13 protein-coding genes are annotated in these 17,935 nt (G+C 67.3%); 6 read left to right on the forward strand and 7 right to left on the reverse strand.

What is annotated here, in order from left to right; all coding sequences use genetic code 11:
• Positions 1-29 precede the first annotated feature (29 nt).
• Genes hpaD through DMC61_RS37215 form a run of 4 tightly spaced genes read left to right on the forward strand, consistent with a single transcriptional unit; the run spans position 30 to position 3,619 of the window.
• Positions 30-1,124 (forward strand): 3,4-dihydroxyphenylacetate 2,3-dioxygenase, encoded by a 1,095-nt coding sequence (gene hpaD / locus DMC61_RS37200; RefSeq protein WP_125695197.1) that lies wholly within the window; start codon positions 30-32, stop codon positions 1,122-1,124.
• A gap of 9 nt (positions 1,125-1,133) precedes the next feature.
• Positions 1,134-1,919, forward strand: a complete 786-nt coding sequence (gene hpaH / locus DMC61_RS37205) for a 2-oxo-hept-4-ene-1,7-dioate hydratase (RefSeq protein ID WP_125695198.1) — start codon at positions 1,134-1,136, stop codon at positions 1,917-1,919.
• Positions 1,904-2,671, forward strand: coding sequence for an HpcH/HpaI aldolase/citrate lyase family protein (locus DMC61_RS37210; RefSeq protein WP_125695199.1), 768 nt, complete (start codon positions 1,904-1,906; stop codon positions 2,669-2,671). Before hpaH ends, DMC61_RS37210 begins: the two co-directional genes overlap by 16 nt.
• Before the next feature lie 9 nt (positions 2,672-2,680).
• Positions 2,681-3,619, forward strand: coding sequence for a squalene cyclase (locus DMC61_RS37215; protein ID WP_125695200.1), 939 nt, complete (start codon positions 2,681-2,683; stop codon positions 3,617-3,619).
• Positions 3,620-3,892: 273 nt separating this feature from the next.
• Here DMC61_RS37215 and DMC61_RS37220 read toward each other — a convergent pair whose 3' ends face one another.
• Both DMC61_RS37220 and DMC61_RS37225 read right to left on the reverse strand, forming a co-directional pair.
• Positions 3,893-5,146 carry an HNH endonuclease signature motif containing protein gene (locus tag DMC61_RS37220; protein WP_125695201.1) on the reverse strand — a complete coding sequence of 418 codons (1,254 nt, stop codon included), beginning with the start codon at positions 5,144-5,146 and terminating at the stop codon, positions 3,893-3,895.
• Positions 5,147-5,415: 269 nt separating this feature from the next.
• Positions 5,416-6,759: an MFS transporter gene (locus tag DMC61_RS37225; protein ID WP_125695202.1), complete on the reverse strand. Its 1,344-nt coding sequence runs from the start codon at positions 6,757-6,759 to the stop codon at positions 5,416-5,418.
• A gap of 111 nt (positions 6,760-6,870) precedes the next feature.
• On the opposite strand from DMC61_RS37225, the gene DMC61_RS37230 reads away from it, so the two are divergent.
• Together DMC61_RS37230 and DMC61_RS37235 are read left to right on the forward strand one after the other, a co-directional pair.
• Positions 6,871-7,593 (forward strand): serine/threonine protein kinase, encoded by a 723-nt coding sequence (locus DMC61_RS37230; protein ID WP_125695203.1) that lies wholly within the window; start codon positions 6,871-6,873, stop codon positions 7,591-7,593.
• 10 nt (positions 7,594-7,603) lie between these two features.
• Complete coding sequence (locus DMC61_RS37235; protein WP_125695204.1) at positions 7,604-8,158, forward strand: hypothetical protein; 555 nt, start codon at positions 7,604-7,606, stop codon at positions 8,156-8,158.
• Here DMC61_RS37235 and DMC61_RS37240 read toward each other — a convergent pair.
• The 5 genes from DMC61_RS37240 to mmsB all read right to left on the reverse strand — a co-directional run bounded on the left by DMC61_RS37240 (position 8,136) and on the right by mmsB (position 17,932).
• The gene (locus DMC61_RS37240) at positions 8,136-8,540 is read right to left on the reverse strand and encodes a hypothetical protein (protein WP_016334642.1); all 405 of its coding nucleotides are present in this window, start codon (positions 8,538-8,540) and stop codon (positions 8,136-8,138) included. The genes DMC61_RS37235 and DMC61_RS37240 overlap by 23 nt on opposite strands.
• Positions 8,541-8,827: 287 nt before the next feature.
• Positions 8,828-12,562, reverse strand: a complete 3,735-nt coding sequence (locus DMC61_RS37245) for a glycoside hydrolase family 2 TIM barrel-domain containing protein (RefSeq protein ID WP_125695205.1) — start codon at positions 12,560-12,562, stop codon at positions 8,828-8,830.
• 22 nt (positions 12,563-12,584) lie between these two features.
• Positions 12,585-14,042 carry a family 43 glycosylhydrolase gene (locus DMC61_RS37250; protein WP_233595074.1) on the reverse strand — a complete coding sequence of 486 codons (1,458 nt, stop codon included), beginning with the start codon at positions 14,040-14,042 and terminating at the stop codon, positions 12,585-12,587.
• A gap of 2 nt (positions 14,043-14,044) precedes the next feature.
• Positions 14,045-16,579, reverse strand: coding sequence for an alpha-L-arabinofuranosidase C-terminal domain-containing protein (locus DMC61_RS37255; RefSeq protein WP_125695207.1), 2,535 nt, complete (start codon positions 16,577-16,579; stop codon positions 14,045-14,047).
• Between the two features lie 105 nt (positions 16,580-16,684).
• Positions 16,685-17,932 carry a multiple monosaccharide ABC transporter permease gene (mmsB, locus tag DMC61_RS37260; protein WP_072026946.1) on the reverse strand — a complete coding sequence of 416 codons (1,248 nt, stop codon included), beginning with the start codon at positions 17,930-17,932 and terminating at the stop codon, positions 16,685-16,687.
• Positions 17,933-17,935: the final 3 nt, after the last annotated feature.

A 17,935-nucleotide genomic window follows, 5' to 3' on the forward strand; every position in this document is an offset into this window, starting at 1 on the left:
ACCCTCCACTGTCCACAAAGGATGAAGCAATGAAGCCGATCCCCACTCCGAAATCGCCGCCGCCGGACGTCCTGCGCTGCGCGTACATGGAACTCGTCGTCACCGATCTGGCGCGGTCGCGTGCCTTCTACGCCGACGTGCTCGGCCTGACGGTGACCGAAGAGGACGAGACCACGGTCAGCCTCCGCACGATCGACGAGTTCATCCACCACAACCTCGTGCTGCGCCAGGGACCGGTCGCGGCGGTCGCGGCGTTCTCGTACCGGGTGCGGTCGCCCGAGGATCTGGACAAGGCCGTCGCGTTCTACACGGAGCTGGGCTGCCGGGTCGAACGTCGCGCGGACGGCTACACCCGGGGCATCGGCGACTCGGTGCGGGTGCAGGACCCGCTCGGCTTCCCGCTCGAGTTCTTCCACGACGTCGAGCACGTCGACAGACTCAGCTGGCGCTACGACCTGCACGTCCCGGGCGCACTGGTGCGGCTCGACCACTTCAACCAGGTCACCCCGGACGTCCCGCTCGCGGTGAAGCACATGGAAGACCTCAACTTCCGGGTCACCGAAGACATCCAGGACGAGCAGGGCACCACCTACGCGGCCTGGATGCGCCGCAAGCCCACCGTGCACGACACCGCGATGACCGGCGGCGACGGGCCGCGGATGCACCACGTCGCCTTCGCCACGCACGAGAAGCACAACATCCTGTCCATTTGCGACAAACTCGGCTCGCTCCGGATGTCGGACCACATCGAACGCGGCCCCGGCAGGCACGGCGTGTCGAACGCGTTCTACCTCTACCTGCGCGACCCCGACGGGCACCGCGTCGAGATCTACACGCAGGACTACTACACCGGCGATCCGGACAACCCGGTCGTCACCTGGGACGTGCACGACAACCAGCGTCGCGACTGGTGGGGCACGCCGGTGGTCCCTTCCTGGTACACCGACGCTTCGTTGGTGCTCGACCTCGACGGCAAGCCGCAGCCGGTCGTAGCGCGGACCGACGACAGCGAACTCGAGGTCACAATCGGCGCCGACGGCTTCTCCTACACCCGCAAGGGTGACGACGAAGGCGAACTGCCGGCCTGGAAACAAGGCGAGTACAAACTCGGCAACCAGCTCTGAGGCGGGGACATGCTCGAACAGGAAACGATCACCGCGATCGCCGACGAACTGGCGGCCGCGGAGGAGGCGCGGGAGACGATCCCGCTGCTGACGGCGCGGTATCCGGACATGACCGTCGAGGACTCGTACGCCGTGCAGAACGAATGGCGGCGGCGGGGCATCGCGGCCGGCCGTCGTCCGGTCGGCCGCAAGATCGGGCTCACTTCGAAGGTCATGCAGGCCGCCACCGGGATCACCGAACCCGACTACGGCGCCATCTTCGCGGACATGGTGTTCGAGAACGGCTCCGTGATCGAGCACAGCCGGTTCTCGAACGTGCGCATCGAGGTCGAGCTGGCCTTCGTGCTCCGTGATTCCCTCGCCGGACCGGACACCACGGTGTTCGACGTGTTACGGGCGACCGAATACGTCGTGCCGGCGCTGGAGATCCTGTCGTCGCGCATCGAGATGGCGGGCCGGACCATCGTGGACACGATCAGCGACAACGCGGCCATGGGCGGGATGGTCTACGGCGGCAACCCGGTCGCCGTAGACGCCGTAGACCTGCGCTGGGTCTCGGCGCTGCTGTACCGCAACGAGACCATCGAGGAGTCCGGAGTCGCCGCCGCGGTGCTGAACCATCCCGCGAACGGTGTCGCCTGGCTGGCGAACAAACTCGCCCAGCACGGTGACAAGCTCGATCCGGGCGACATCGTGCTGGCCGGGTCGTTCACGCGGCCGATGTGGGTGCATCCAGGTGACACCGTGACCGCCGACTACCGGGATTTGGGGGCGATCACATGCCGCTTCGTCTAGACCCGCCGTTCCGGGAGCGGCTGGGTGAGCGGCCGCGGATCGGCATGTGGGTCACGTCGGGCAGCCCGGTCGTCGCCGAGATCTGCGCGGGCTCCGGGCTCGACTGGCTGCTCGTCGACACCGAGCACTCCCCCGCCGGGCTGGAGACCGTGCAGTCGTTGCTGCAGACGATCGCCGCCTATCCGATCACTCCGGTGGTGCGCGCTCCGTCCGGCGACGCGGTCGCGCTGAAGCAGCTGCTCGACCTTGGCGCGCAGAACCTGTTGGTGCCCATGGTCGACAGCGCGGAGGAGGCGGAGGCTGTCGTGCGGGCCGTCCGCTATCCGCCGCGAGGCGTGCGTGGTGTCGGCAGTGCGCTCTCCCGGTCCGCGCGCTGGAACCGAGTCGAGGACTACCTCGCGAAGGCCGAGGAGTTCACGTCGCTGTTCGTCCAGATCGAGTCGACGGCGGGGGTCGCAGCCGCCGCCGAGATCGCCGCGGTCGACGGCGTCGACGGGGTGTTCGTCGGACCGTCCGACCTGGCCGCCTCGATGGGCCTGCTGGGGAAGCAGACGCATCCCGATGTCACGGCCGCCGTCTTGCGCACCTTCGAGGCCGTCCTCGCTCAGGGAAAACCAGTGGGAGTCAACGCGTTCGACCCTGCGCAGGCTCAGCGCTACCTCGACGCCGGTGCCTCGTTCGTCCTTGTCGGCGCCGATGTCACGCTGCTGGCCCAAGGTTCGGAGGCGCTCGCGCGGCTGCATCAGGCCTAAGGTCTGGGCATGATCCCGTGGCTGCTCGACTCCGATCCCGCCCTGCGCTGGCAGGTGGAACGCGACCTCGCGCACGAACCGCCCGAGGTGTGGGAGGCGACGCGGGCACGGATCGAGACCGAAGGCTTCGGCGCGCGTCTGCTCGCCCACCAGGACCCGGACGGCCAGTGGGCGGGCGGCGCGTTCTTCCCCGCCGGATTCACCGGCCAGGAGGACGGGCAGCCGTGGACGGCGACGACGTGGTCGCTGAACACCCTGCGCGAGTGGGGCATGGACGCAGGTGTCCTGCGCGGGACCGCCGAACTCCTCGCTGAGAACAGCCGATGGGAGTACGACGATCTCCCGTACTGGGGCGGCGAGGTCGACTGCTGCATCAACGCGTGGACCCTCGCGAACGGCCTGTGGCTCGGCGCCGACGTCACCTCGCTCGCCTCGTGGTTCCCGGAACACCAGCAGCCCGACGGTGGCTGGAACTGCGAATGGGTCTCGGGATCGCGGCGTTCGTCCGTGCATTCGACGCTGAACTCGCTCAAGGGTCTGCTCGCCTTCGACATCGCGACGGGCGGCACCTCGGCTTCACATGCCTCGCGGCACTCGGGTGAGGAATACCTGCTGGAGCGCGGCTTGTTCCGGCGGCTGTCGACCGGTTCGGTCATCGCGCCGTGGACCACGGTGTTCGCTTACCCGTTCCGCTGGTTCTACGACGTGCTGAACGCGGCCGACTACTTCCGCGAGGCCGCGCTGCACGACGGCACGGCGCCGGACCCGCGGATGGCCGAAGCCGTCGAGCTCATCCGTGCCGCGCGGCAGCCGGACGGGACCTGGCTTCAGGCCCACCGGCACTCCGGGCGGGTGTGGTTCGAGGTCGATGTTGCGGCGGGTGAGCCTTCGAAGTGGCTGACGTTGTATGGGACTCGGGTACTGAACTGGTGGGATTCGGCGGTTTAGGCTGGATTGTGGGTCAGCACCGAATCGGTCCTGCCGGCTGTGAGCGGCGGATTCGGGTTTGGTGGACGAGTGGCCACGCTGGGGACCTGCGTCTGCCTCGCAGGGCGAATCGCCCGAGTCTTCCTGAAGATGGTGGCCTTCGTCGCCGTGGCGGCGGACTGTGTGGATTTTGGTGCGTTGGATGACCCGAAATCCACACGGTCACCGACCTTGCCCGACTGTGGGCATGACGAGGGGCCCGTCGCCTGGGGTGGCTGGCGGGCTCCTCGGGGTTCAGACGTGATGCAGGGTGTTGCGCCGGGGTTTTCGGAGCGGATCACGGTATTGAGGTGGGATGAACTCTGGTAGTCCGTCGGCTGCCATGCGTACTTCCCAGTCACCGTGATGAATCAACCGATGATGGAAACCGCAGAGCAGCACCAGGTTCCGGAGGTCGGTGGGTCCGCCGTCTGCCCAGTGCTCGATATGGTGAGCGTGGCAGTTCTTGGGCTTCCGATGACATCCCGGGAAGGCGCAGCCACCGTCTCGGATGTTCAGCGCACGTCTTTGGCCGGGTGTGACGAACCGTCTCAGCCGTCCCATATCCAAGGGTTCACCCGAGGTGCCCATCACCACCGGCAACATCAGGCAATCGCAGGCGGCCAGCCGCGCTTCGCGGGCGGTCATCGTGCCGACGAAGTCGAGGCAGGCGGTGCCGAGACCGGATTTGAGTTCCTCGAGTCCGACGGTGACGTGCACCAACGTCCGGTAGCCACTGGTGCCGGGCTGATCGGGGCACGCGATGGCCAGGTCGAGGAGTTCGGCCCAGGCGTCGCCCATGCGTTCGCACTTCATCCGCAGGTCCGCTTGGCCGAACTCGTCGACGGGCCGTGGCTGGGCATGCGCCTCCAAAGCGGCGGCGGTGCGGGCGCCGGTCTCGTCGTCGAGGAGGCCGGTGAGTTTCCAGAACCCGTCTTTGCGGCGTTCCAGGGTGATCTCTCGACGTGGTTCCTTGGGCTCGGGATCCTTCGGCTCGTTGCCGTCGGGATTGAGCCAACCCATCAGTTTCGTCTCGGCGTTGGAGAGTTGCCGGGGTCCGGCGTTCGGGGCAAGCTCGGCCAGGATCTTCTCCGCACTGGCCCGATCTTCAGCGGAGGTGTCGGCAGGGAGCCGTTTCAAAATGTCCAGGATCTGATCGATCCGTTCATCCCCGACCAATCCCTGAGCGGCAACCGCCGCAGTGGCGGGCGCGACAGGCGGAACCTCCGTGCCATCCAAGGCCCGGGTGGGGTTTAGGGCAACGGCCCGTTTCACCACCGCGCCCGCTTCGCCCCGCGACAGCCCGGCCATCTCCGCGAACCAACTAGCCGTACTGCCATGCCCGTACAAGTCTTTGACGCCCCGGGACTCGATCTCCGCCAGAAACCGCGACAACGCCGCGGTCGCCATGCGAATCACCTGCAAGGACTGCTGCACACCATGGGCAAGCTCCAGCTTGCCGGCGCGCCACAGCTCCTGCGGCAGTTCGGGGAGGAAGGTCTCGGACACCCCTCAATAATACCGCAACCATCGAACATGTGTTCGTAATTTTAAGCAACAGCCAAAGGCCGCATTTACCACTGAAGGGTGATTTATAGCAGTGCACCGCACCCGGTTCTGTCACCTCCGCGTTCACCGAAGGCCTCGACCCATCACCAGCCAGCGTCTTCCTCACAAAAGGTCAATTCGAATCAGCCCACTGCAGCCGGCTCGATCGCTCTCCCTTCACAGCCCCCGCGACAGCACCAGACCTAACGCCAACCCCAGAAAACTGAAAATCAGCCGACCTCAACACGAACAACCCTCGGGAGCCGAAACGCCGCCACAACCCCACCGACCGCGACCAGCCCCACAAACCCGAACACCATGACAAAACCCAACCCCGGCCGCCCCTCCAGCCCCGCCAGAATCGCCCCGGTCGCCGCAACCCCGCCCACCGCACCCACCTGCCTCACCGTGTTGAACAGACCCGAAGCGCCGCCCGCGGCATCCGGGTCGACAGACGCCATCGCGATGGCCGAAAGCGGTGACCAAGCCATCGCGTTGGCGGCACCGAGGAGCGCGGCGCCCACGGAGATCCACCACGGATTCAGGTTCAGCACCACCACCAGCCCGATGAGCAGCAGGCTCGTCGCGAGCAGGCTCATGCCGAGGATCGCCGGTCGACGCCCACCCACTCGGTCGACCCAGCGGCCCGCCGGTGGCGACAGGAGGATCGCGACAATGGCGTCTGGTGCGAGGACCATCGCTGCCTCGATCGGCCCGAAGCCTCGCATTTCTTGGATGTAGAGCATCGTGGGAAGCGCCATCGCGAGCACTGTCGCGCCGAGTGACGCCATTGCGAGACTCGCGGTCAAGTAGCCGGGCGAGCGATAGAGGCGCAAGGGCGCGAGCGCGTCCGCACCTTGCCTGCGTTCTTGGAACCAGAAACCGACCAGCAGTACGACGGCGAGCGCGGCGGCAGGCAGCGAGAGCGGGCACCAGGACAGCAGAGCCCAGACGAGAAGGCTCAAACCCGCCGTGCTCAGCGCGGCGCCGAGCAGGTCGAAACGGGCGGCGCCTCCTCGGCTTCCCGGAATCAGGCGAACACCCACGACGACGGCCACGGCGCAGAGCGGCACGTTGACCCAGAAGATCCAGCGCCAGTCAAGGCTCGCCGTCAGCAGTCCGCCCAGTACAGGGCCGAGCAGGGTGGCGGCGGCCGCCACCGAGCCCCAAATACCGAAAGCGCGCCCTCTCTCGTCGTCGGCGAACAGCCGACGGATCAGCGTGAGCGGTTGAGGCGACATCGCGGCCGCCGCCAAGCCTTGCAGAATCCGGAACGCGATAAGCCAGCCGATCGACGGCGCGAGCCCGCACAGCGCGGAGGCGACGGCGAAGCCTCCCATACCGAAAAGGTAGACACGCTTGGGATCGAAGAGATCGCCGAGCCTGCCGGCGACCAGCAACGGGACCGAGAACGCGAGCAGGTAGCCCGCCGTCACCCAGAACAGCGCGGCGACATCGCCGCCGAGGTCGGCTTGGATGCTCGGGCTCGCCACGGCGACGATCGTCGTGTCGAGCAGGAGCACGAAGAATCCCGCCAGCAGGGCCGCGAGGCCGCCCCATCGAGAAGTTGTCATTCGCCCCCACCCGGTAGACCGATCACGATAGGGCCACGGATGCCGCCTGTCGTAACAAGGCCTCCCCGCGGCGCGAGTTGTAAGCCGACGGCTGCGGCAAAGGAGAAGATCTTGAACCGGGCGGGTTCGATATGGTTCTGGTCCTTGCTCGGCGCCTGCATCGCCGCCGCTCTCGGCACCGCGATCAATTTCGCGACCGATCTCAAGACCAACTTCCTGGCTTGGGGTCTGGTGGTCGCGTTCACCCTCGCGACCGGGCTGATCAGCGGTATCTCGCAGGTACTCACCCGCCGCGACGGCGACGGCCCGAAGACCACCGGCACGACGAACGTCTACAACGTGCGGCACTCACAGGTCAACGCCTGGCTGGTGTTCTTGATCCTCGGGGTCTCGGGTTCGTTGCTGGCGGCCATTTTCGTGGGCGTCCATTTCGCGGGGTCCGCCCAGAACGCGGGGACGCCGATTCCCGCCGTGGTCGAGCCGAGCCCGACCACCAGCACGACGTCGACCGTGCCCCGGCCTGCCACGAACGAGGACATCGCCCAGTTCGTCACCGCCTATTACCGTCTGATGCCGGACACCGAGGCCGGCTGGCCGCTGATCGGCCCGAACCTCCAACGCCGCGGCCAGCGCGACTACGAAGCCCATTGGGGCAGGATCAGCGCGGTGGACGTGCACAGCGCGTCGGCCACCTCCGCGACCACCGTCCGGGTCCGGATCACCTTGCATTACCGTGACGGCCGCCCCTCCCCCACGGAAACCCATGAGCTGACGGTCGTCCCCCACGACGGTCGCCTCTGCATCGACGCGGACACCCTGATCCGGCCGAAATAGAATCCCGTCCATGACCGCTCTTCCACGCGGCGGGCGTCCCGCCGAGGCCTTGGCGGCCGTCGAAGCGAGTATCGAAGACCGCTGGCGGCTGTTCCTCGCGGAATACGGTGTCACCGCCGGGACTACGGAGGAAACCGGCCTCGCCGAGTCGGTCGTCACCGACACTTCCGTGTTCGAGTGGCGGGTGGTCGACGCCGCTTACGACAGGTTGACCTGCGCCGACTGCGGCAGCCGGCTCGGCTCGGGTCCCGCCGGCTGCGAGAAATGCGATCAGGCCGACGGATTCCGGTACGCGGCCATCGAAACCGACCGTCCCGCGACGCCACCGGGCACCGAGCACGGGCTCCGCGTCGCCACCGCGGTCGCCCGCGCCCGGCACCGCCATGGGGCACGGGCCCGCTGCGGTTTCGAACTCGGGCTTCCGCTCCTCCTCGGCGGAGAACTGCCCGGCACGGCCCAAGCGCAGGCGTACCGGGCATCCATCGACAAGCTCACCGAAGAGGAATGCGAACGCGTGACCTCCTTCGAGGAGATCCCGGGGATCAGTAGTCGTCGCGTCCGGTGAACTGCTGTTCCAGCAGCTCCGCCGAACCCGCGACGAGTTCGAGCGGATCGGTGAACTCGTTGATGTCGAGATTCACCAGCGGCAGGGAATGGCGCAACACCAGGTGCTCCCCCATCACCACCAGTCCCCCGACGACGATGGTGTTGCCGATCTCGGTCAGCACGGTCGTCAGGTCGACCTCGCTGACCCGCGCGAACGGCGTCGCGATCTGCACCCAATCCTCGCGGCGGTCGAAGATCTCCCGCGCGATGACCACGGTCTGAGCCCGCTCCTCGTAGTCGTCGTCACCGTAGGACAACCGGATGCGAATTTCGTCCGGTTCGTCCTTCACCACCCGATATTCGTGCCGTACGAACGCGACCAGATCGGCCCATTCCGCCATGAATTCAGTCTCCCTCGCAGTCGAAGATCAAGACTAGCGACTACCGGGACGAAGAGTCCGGCCCCGGCCCGACATCACCCGGACAGCGGCCGCCCGTACGTGTTTCGACACCGCTTGGTCCTACGACCGGATCACCCGGGGTCTCGCGTGAACGATCGCCACGAATTCCGGCTACCTCGTCCTCAATTACAAATTGTTCCGCTAGCCGGGCAGTGGTGAAGGCCTCCTTCCCTACCTTCAGAGTAGGCAAGGAGGCCTTCACGACCCGCTTACGAGACCCGAAGAGGTCAGCCGCCGGTCGGCAGCCCCGCCCGCGCCTCCTGCGACGTCAACGGACGCAACGACAGCGTGTACTCGTATGTGCTGTCCGGCTGCACCTGACTGCGTTCCCGCACCGGGTTGGGCGTGTCACCGACCCCGGTCACCGCGTGATCGGCGTGCAGCGTGAACCAGCCCTTGTTGCGCTGCAACTGGAACGGGTACGCCGCCCGGTCGAGATCGTCGAACGGGGTCACGCTGACGTCGCTCGCGCCCCCGACCAGCAGGCCACCGGTCCGGCCGTCGGTGAGCAGCGCCCACCGGCTGTCGGTGTGGTTGCCGTGGTCCTGCGGCCGGTGGTACTCGACGTACTGTTCGTCCACGGTGCTCGACTGCACGCCGATCGGCGTCCCGTCCTTGCGGTCGACGTAGCTCTCGGCTTTCCGTCCATACCAGGCGAACCGGTCATATCGGTCCGGAACCGCCAACGAGACACCGATCCGCGGCAGATACGGCAGAGTGCGCACACTCCCCTGCGGAACCACCTGATTGCCGAGGCTCAGCGTCCCGGTCCGGTCGACGGCGTAGGTCATCGTCTGGTCGAACCACGCTCCGGTGACGTCCGGCGCCGCGACCCGGCTGTCGACGATCACCCGAACACCGCGCGAGCCGTCCTTCTCGACCCGGACACCGGTGACCGTGGTCTTCAGCCGGTCGAGCCCGGCCTTGCGCCAGTCCTCGCCCTCGGCCCGACCCCAGGCGAAGGTCTCGTTGCTGATCGGCGCCCGCCACGCGTCGAGCTTCGGTCCGCCGCTCAGCAGTTCCTTGCCCTGGTACCGGATCGACGTCAGCGTGCCACCGGCCTTGTCGACCCGGTACGTGACGCCGGCGGCCGACGCCGTCACCGAAGCAGCGTCCTCGACGACTCCGACGGACTTCCCGTCGAGCGGTGTCCTGTCCAGGCCGGGAATCCGCTTCCCACCCAGGGAGAACTGGTCGTGCGCCAGGACGTGTCCCCGCGCGAGCATCGGCTCGCCCTGGGTCGTCACCGCTTCGACGGTCAGGAACCGTTCGCGGTCCGCGGGATTCGGCGGCACCGGAACGGCGGCCTTTCCGGTCGATGCCGCGGCGACCCGCAACGGCTGCTCGCCCCGGGCAACCAGCCGAGAGCCTTCCTGGATCCGCCACCGCAGGTTCAGCTCGTCGGTACCCTTGAACTGCCGCTCGTTGGTCACCGAGAGCGTGCCGCCCGAGTAGGCGAATCGCAGCGGCTGATGCGCCCAAGCCATCTGCGTGGTTTCCGGTTGCAGCGAACGGTCCGAGCCGATCAGACCGTCCACACCGGACAGACTGGAGCCATAGGACAGGTGACTTCCCCGCTCCGTGACGCTGTCGAAGTCCAGTGCCAGCACGGCCCCGTCCGCGGGAGTCGCGCCGGACAACTCCGTTGCGGACAACGGCTTGTCGTAGATGCGGACGTCGTCGACGGCTCCGCGGCCCATCCAGCCGATGGTCGACGGGTCGTTCCACGACGTCTCGAAGTCGCGGCCGATGTTGACCTCCGCCGAGGACGAATCGATCGCGCCGGTGAACGGCTTGCTCCCGATCTCCTTGCCGTCGAGGTACAGCCGCAGAGCCGTCCCGTCGTAGGTGCCGCTCACCCGATGCCAGTTCCCGTAGAAGTCGGCGGGCACCTTCGCCTGCACCGCCTGCCACGTTCCACTGTGGATGAAGAACTCCAGCGTGTCCTGCGTCTTCATCTTGAGCGCGTACTGGTGGTCGCCCTTGCCGAGGATGCGGAAGTCACCGGTCCACTTGCCCGGTTTCACCCAGGCGTCCAACGTGAGCGCCTTCCCGGTGATGTCGAGTTTCCGGTCGCGGTAGACCTCGACGAAGTCGTCGAGACCCGACAACGCCAGCGCCTTGCCGCGATGACCGTCGACCAGCTCCGGCTTTCCACTGAGATGCGCCGAGATGTCGTTGCCCGACGAATCGGGTGTGAGCCGGATCGGCTGCCGGATGTTCTGTTCCGCCCAGTCCCAGATGAACCCGCCCTGGGTCTGTGGATTCGCCCGGATCGTGTCCCAGAACTCCCGGAAGTTGCCGAGGCTGTTGCCCATCGCGTGCGCGTACTCGCCGAAGATCAGCGGTTTCGTGGTGTTCTTCGCCTGCTCGGCGAACTTCTCCGGCGACGGATACCGCGGCCCCCAGACGTCGGCGAACGGCGCGTCACCGTCCGGGCTGTTCGACTGGTGGTAGATCGGCCGGGTCGGCTCGTTCGCGTCCAGCCATTCCGCCAGCGCGAAGTGATGCGCGCCGAGGCCTGCCTCGTTACCGGTGTCCCACAGGAAGACGCTCGGATGGTTCTTGTCCCGTTCGACCATGCCGATCATGCGGTCGAAGAACGCGTCCCGCCAGGCCGGGTCGTTCGCCTGGCAGTACCGGGCGCAGTTCTCGTGGTTGTGGGTCTCGATGTCGATCTCGTCGTCGATCCAGAGCCCGTGCCGGTCGGCCAGTTCGTAGAAATAGGGATCCGACGGGTAGTGCGAAGTACGGACCGCGTTGACGTTGAGCTGCTTCATCAGCGCGACGTCGCGCTCCTGCGCGCGCCGGGGCACGTGCCTGCCGTGGTCGGGGTCGGTCTCGGCGCGGTTGACGCCCTTGAACAGCACCCGTTTCCCATTGACCAGCAGCTGCTTGTCGCGGATCTCGATCTCGCGGAACCCGGTCGTCTCGCTGGTGATGTGCGTGACACGGCCGTCGGGCGCGGTCAGCGTGAGGACGACCGTGTACAGGTTCGGTGTCTCGTCGGTCCACTTCGCCGGGTTCCGGACGGGCAGGCTCAACGCGGTCTTGCCGCCCGCGTCGACCTCCGCACTCGTCGTCCCGATTTCCTTGCCCGCCGCGTCGCGCAGGCTGAGCCCGACGCGGTGCTTGCCGGCAGTGCCGCCGGGTTTGGTGGCGACCTCGACCGCGGCCTTGAGGGTGGCGTCGGTGTAGGTCGCGTCGAGGTCGGTCGTCAGCCCGACGTCCTGGATGAACGTGCCCGGCGTCGAATGCAGGGTCACCGAACGGAAGATGCCCGAGTATCGCCACTGGTCGACGTCTTCCAGGTACGCACCGGCGCTCCAGCGGTGCACCTGCACGGCGATCCGGTTCGGCCCCGGCCGCAGCGCGGAGGAGATGTCGAACTCCGCCGGCGTGTAGCCGCCCTGGTCGTAGCCGATGTACGTCCCGTTCACCCAGACGAAGTACGCCGACGTGACGCCCTCGAAGCGCAGGAAGGTCTCGCGTTCCGACCATTGGGCGGGCAGGGTGAAGTCGCGGACGTAGGCGCCGGTCGGGTTCACGTCGCGGGGGACGCGCGGCGGGTCGTCGGGCTGGATCTCGGTGGCGATGTTGCGGAAGATCGGGTGGTCCAGACCGTCCGTCTGCCAGGTATGCGGCACGGACACCTCGCGCCAGCCCGACGTGTCGTATCCGTCGTCGTGGAACCCCTTCGGCACCTGAGAGGGGTTGTCCGCCATGGCGATCCGCCATTTGCCGTCGAGCGACATCGTGTAGGGGCCGCGTTCGTCGCGGCGGGCCGCGGCGGAAACGTCCGCGTACGGACGAAGGTGGGCGTGCGGCGGCTCCTGGCCTTCGGAGACTTTTCGTGGATCGTCGAGATAGGACTGGACGTCGGCGGCCGCCGGAGAGCCGGTCGCGACGAGGGTCCCGGCGAGCATCGCCAGGACCAGGACAATGGGGCGTGTTCGCAGCACTGCGTTCAACCTCCCAGGGAGTTCAGCCGAGCCGGAAGCTGACCCGTTGACGATCCCGCACCGCGGTACCGGGACGGAAGACCAAGATCCTTCCCTTGTCGTGGGCCAAATAGGTGGCAGGTTCACCCGGGAGACGGAACGACACCGCCAGCCGGTCGGAAAGGCCCGGCACCTGGGTGAAACTCGCCGCCCGGCCGTAGGTGTCGCTTTCGTCGTACGGATCGATCCGGACGGTCGTCGCGTCGACGACCCGGACATATCGGTCCGGGAAGTTCACCGACTGCAGTGCGACGGTGCCCGCGCCACGGAACCCCGCGACGATGCGGAACTGGGAATCGGCCAGCTCCCGGACATTGCCATCCGCGGTCAGCCGGTATTCGTAATGCCGCACGTGCAACGCGGGATCGTCCAACGGGGACAGTCGCACGCAAGGTCCGCCTTTGCCGACCGGGACACCGAAACTCGGGGTCCCGTCGTCGTTCCAGTACAGCCGCTGGATCCGGGTGTGCCGGTTCGGGTCGTACAGCGGGTCGCCGGTGATGTCGCGGTAGTCGCGGGCGTGGTACACGAGGACATCCGAGCCGTCCTCGGCGACGGTGAACGAGTTGTGCCCGGGACCGTACTGCCGGGTCGCCTCGTTCGTGGTGAACACCGGCTGCGGCGACTTCGTCCACGAGCGCGGGTCCAGCAGGTCCGAACGTTCGTCGGCGGTGAGCAGCCCCATGCAGTAGCGGGCGTCGGTGGCGCTGGCCGAGTACGTCATGAACACCCGCCCGTTGCGGACGAGCACCGCCGGCCCTTCGTTGACCTTGAAGCCCTGGATCTCCCAGGGCAGCGTCGGCACCGCCAACCGGACGGGATCACCCTTGAGCGCGAGCGGTGACGCCATCTCGGCGAGGTACAGATTGCTGTTGGTGGCGATCCCGGGTTCGCTCTGCGCCCAGGCGAAGTACCGCTTGCCGCGATGCTCGAACGTCGTCGAGTCCAGGGTGAAGGTGTCCCATTTCGTCACCATCTGTCCGCGCAGCACCCATGTGCCCGCCCGGGGATCGTCCGAAGTGGACTCCAGCACGTAGGTGCGGATGCGGAACACGTCGTCGGAGTCACCGGCGGCGAAGTAGACATACCAGCGCCCGTCGATCCGGTGCAGTTCCGGCGCCCAGATGTGGCCGCCCATCTTGCCGGACGGCGGACGCCGCCAAATCGTCGTCTCCCTGGCGGTGGCCAGGCCGTCGAGCGTGGCGGCGCCGCGGACGACGATGCGGTCGTACTCGGGCACCGAACCGGTCAGGTAGTACATCCCGTTCACCGGCCGGGTGATAAAGGGATCCGCCCGCTGCTCGACCAGCGGGTTCCGGGTGGTCAACGACGCCGGAGCGGCGTCAGCGGCCTGGGCCGTGCCCGGCGCCAGGCTTCCGACGGCGGTGGCGGCCAGCAGTCCGCCTCCCGCTCTGAACAGGTCACGACGGTCGATGGTCATGGTCATCCCCTCACTCGGGCCGGGAACCGCAGGAAGGTCACGGAGTTCGGCGGGAAGGTGTACGTGAAGGTGTTCGAGACGCCGGAGAACCGCGATTCGCGCGGTGCGATCGGCGTGGTGAAGGCGGTGTTGACGTCGTCCGGCGAGCCCTGCAAGGTCGTCACGCGGGCGGTCGCGCCAGGCTGGACGCGAGCGCCGAGGTCGACACGGGTCCGGGCGGCCGATGCCTGGGCGTTGACCACCTTGACCATCAGTTCCCCGGTCTTGACGTCACGCGTGACGACCTGGCGGAACGGCTCGGCGACCTTGTCGTCGGTGAACGAGCCCCACTTCCGCCCGTCGAGGAACAACGTCACCTGACGGCCCCGGACCTCGACCCGCAGGTCGTACTGCCTGCCGGTCTCGATCTTCGTGTCGTTCTGGAGCAGGGTCTGCTTGCCGCCGCCTTCGGTCTTCTCCACGGCCGAGACGGTGTTGTTCCAGCCGCCGAGGTTCCACCAGTAGTTGTTTCCGGTGTCCTTCACGCCGAACGCGACCAGGAAGCCTTCCTTGCCGCCCGTCTTGGTCGCCTTCACCGAGAAGTCGTAGTTGCTCCATGAGGGATCGCCCGCGGTCACGAGGGTGTTCTCGGCCGCCTGATCCGACTGGACGTAGGCACCGTTCGATACCGCCCACGATCCCCGCCCGGCCACCTTCGACCAGCGCGAATCGTCGCCGGAGAAGTCGTCCGAGAACAGTGGCGAGCCGTCGGCCGAGGTGACCTTGACGTCGTCATAGGCCGCGCTCGTCGCCCAGGTGGACAGCCCGACCGCACCCGAGATGGGCGCGACCGTGGCCGGTGTGGCCGACGCCTTGCTCGGGACGACGTGGTCACCGACATTGGTCATGAACAGCTTCTGCGTCTCGTAACTGGCCGACGCCCACGAGCGCTGGTTGTCGAACCAGATCATGTCCGGCTTCCACTGCACGTAGTCGGTGTTCGCCAGCAGCGGCGCGTACGACGCGAGCTTGACGACGTCGGCATTGCGTTCCAGCCCGGTCATGTACGCGGCCTCGGCCAGCGCGTTGCCGAACTTGTTGTCCAGCGACGCGTACTCGCCGAGGAACACCTTCGGGCCGTTGCGGTCGTAGGAGTCGTACCGCTGGTTGTTCTGCAGGAACCACTGTGGACTGTTGTAGTAATGCTCGTCGACCATCGAGACCTTCGCGTTCCGGTTCAGGTCCCACAGCCGGTCGAACGTCGTGCCGGTGTCGTCCGGTCCCGAGTTGCTGATCACCGTGATCCCCGGGTACTTCGCCGCGATCGCCTTGCGGAACTCGGTGAACCGGGCGAAGAACTCGTCGGGCAGGTTCTCCTCGTTGCCGACGCCGAGATGCGTCAGGTCGAACGGCGCCGGATGCCCCATCTCGGCCCGCTTCCTGCCCCAGGTCGAGGTGACCGGGCCGTTGGCGAACTCGATCAGGTCGAGGGTGTCCTGGATGTGCCGCCGCAGCAACGCCGGATCGTCGGTCACCTTGTTCTGCCCGCAGCCGGTGACCAGCGCCGGCACCACCGGCAGCGGCATCGCGCCGATGTCCTCGGAAAACTGGAAGTATTCGTAGTAACCGATGCCGTAGGACTGGTTGTAGCCCCAGAAGTTCGCGTTCGTGGCCCGCTGCTCGACCGGGCCGATCGTGTCCTTCCACTGGTACGAGCGCTTCCGCTCCCAGTTCGGCGCCTCGTAGCCCTGGTGGCTGCCGGTGTTGACCAGGCAGCCGCCGGGGAAGCGGACGAAACCGGGCTTGAGCGCCGCGATCTTCTCCGCGAGGTCGGCCCGCATGCCGTTGGGGCGGTTCTTGTAGGTGTCACGAGGGAAGAGCGACACCATGTCCAGCCGCAGCGTGCCACCGCCGGACGCGGTCAGCGCGAGCCTGCCCAGCGCGCTCGACTCCCGCGCCCGGACGGTGCCGGTGTAGCGCACCCAGCCGTCGCCGCGGACCTGGACCCGCAGTGGATCGGCGAGCGCCTTCCCCGCCGGATCGGTGACGGCCACGGTGAGCGGGGTGCCCGCCGCCCGATCGGTCCGGGCGAACACCGAGAAGTCGTACTGCTTGCCCCTCTCGACCCGGAGCCCCGAGTTGTAGCCCGAATTCGCGACGCCGTACTCGCCACGCGTGAGGTCGAGCCTGAGATAGCGCCGGTTCCGCTCGTTGAGCCGCCCCTCGTCGTCGGCCACCGTCGCCGTGCCGGTGCCCCCGTCGACCGATGTGGGTGCCCACGACGTCAACGGGGTGTACGACGCGTTGTCGGCCTTGTCGTACTCGAAGGAGCGGTTCTGCACGAGTTCCGCGTACAGCCCGCCGTCCGCGGCACGGTTGATGTCCTCGAAGAAGACGCCGTACATCGAACGATCGATCGTGGCACCACGTCCCGCCGCGTCCACGGCGAGGCTGTAGTCGGTCGCCGGTGTCTGGCCCGAAGCGGTCTGAACGGGCACGAGGACACCGGCGGCGATGGTCAGGGACAGCACACCGAGCCGGACTGATCTGCTGCGCACAGCACTTCCTTTCGCGACGTTGCGAGGAGAGCCGAGGGTGAGGAGTCGGTCGAGTTGGTCGTGAGTGGCGTTTCGGGTTAGAACCCGAAACGCCACTCACGACCATCAGGCGGCGGTACGGGCCCGCCGTTTGGTCCAGATGTCGTAGGCGACGGCGGCGAGCAGCACGAAACCCTTCACCAGGTTCACGCTCTCGGTCGGCGCGCCGATCAGGGACATGCCGTTGTTGATCACGCCCATGATGAGCCCGCCGGTGATCGCGCCGACCACCTTGCCGACCCCGCCCTGCACCGCGGCGCCGCCGATGAACGCCGCGGCGATCGCGTCGAGCTCGAACATGTTGCCCGCGGTCGGCCCGGCCTGGTTGAGCCGTCCGGCCACGATGATCCCGGCGAGCGCGGAGAGCACGCCCATGTTCACGAAGATCCAGAACGTCACGCTCTTGACCTTGACGCCGGACAGCGTCGCGGCCTGGAGGTTCCCGCCGATGGCGTAGATGTGGCGGCCGAACACCGCCCGCGTCGTCACCAGCGAGTAGCCGATCACCAGCACCGAGAGCAGGATCAGCACCCACGGCAGGTTCTTGTACCGCGCCAGCTGCACCACCACGAACAGCACGACGGCGGCCGCCGCGGCGATCTTCAGCAGGAACATCGGCAGCGGATCGACCTCTTGCAGGTAGTTCAGCCGGGCCGTCCGCTTGCGCCACCGCGAGACGATCGCGCCCGCGATGGCCAGGGCACCCACGAGCAGGCTGACCACGTCGGCGCCGCCGAGCGGGCCGAGGCCGATGTTGCCGAGATAGCCGCCGGTGAACCCGTTCGCCAGCGTGCGCACCTCGTCCGGGAACGGGCCGATCCCCTGGTTCCCGAGCACGGTGAGCGTCAGCGCGCGGAAGATCAGCATCCCGGCCAGCGTCACGATGAAGGCGGGAATCCCGAAGTAGGCGACCCAATACCCTTGCCACGCCCCGATCACCGCGCCGACGGCCAGCGTGATGAGCAGCGCGATCGGCCACGCCACACCGAGGTTCACCATCAGCACGGCCGAGATCGCGCCGGTCAGCGCCACCACGGAGCCGACCGACAGGTCGATGTGCCCGGCGATGATGATCAGGATCATGCCGATCGCGAGGATCAGCACGTACGAGTTCTGCACGATCAGGTTCGAGATGTTCTGCGGTTCCAGCAGCGCGCCGCCGGTGAGGATCGAGAACAACACGACGATCAGCGCGAACGCGACGTAGATGCCGCTCTCGCGCGGGTTGAACGAGATCCGGCGCGGCGCCCTCGCCGGCGCGGCTCCCTGCTGTTCACCGGCACCGGTGACGGTGTCGGCGGAGGCGGTGCTCATGTC

Source organism: Amycolatopsis sp. WAC 04169, assembly GCF_003947535.1.
GTDB classification, from domain to species: Bacteria; Actinomycetota; Actinomycetes; order Mycobacteriales; family Pseudonocardiaceae; genus Amycolatopsis; species Amycolatopsis keratiniphila.

Coding starts and splice junctions, on each gene's coding strand:
- hpaD (WP_125695197.1), top strand. CDS start 30: ATGAAGCCGATCCCCACTCCGAAATCGCCGCCGCCGGACGTCCTGCGC.
- hpaH (WP_125695198.1), top strand. CDS start 1,134: ATGCTCGAACAGGAAACGATCACCGCGATCGCCGACGAACTGGCGGCC.
- DMC61_RS37210 (WP_125695199.1), top strand. CDS start 1,904: ATGCCGCTTCGTCTAGACCCGCCGTTCCGGGAGCGGCTGGGTGAGCGG.
- DMC61_RS37215 (WP_125695200.1), top strand. CDS start 2,681: ATGATCCCGTGGCTGCTCGACTCCGATCCCGCCCTGCGCTGGCAGGTG.
- DMC61_RS37225 (WP_125695202.1), bottom strand. CDS start 6,759: ATGACAACTTCTCGATGGGGCGGCCTCGCGGCCCTGCTGGCGGGATTC.
- DMC61_RS37235 (WP_125695204.1), top strand. CDS start 7,604: ATGACCGCTCTTCCACGCGGCGGGCGTCCCGCCGAGGCCTTGGCGGCC.
- DMC61_RS37240 (WP_016334642.1), bottom strand. CDS start 8,540: ATGGCGGAATGGGCCGATCTGGTCGCGTTCGTACGGCACGAATATCGG.
- DMC61_RS37250 (WP_233595074.1), bottom strand. CDS start 14,042: ATGACCATCGACCGTCGTGACCTGTTCAGAGCGGGAGGCGGACTGCTG.
- mmsB (WP_072026946.1), bottom strand. CDS start 17,932: ATGAGCACCGCCTCCGCCGACACCGTCACCGGTGCCGGTGAACAGCAG.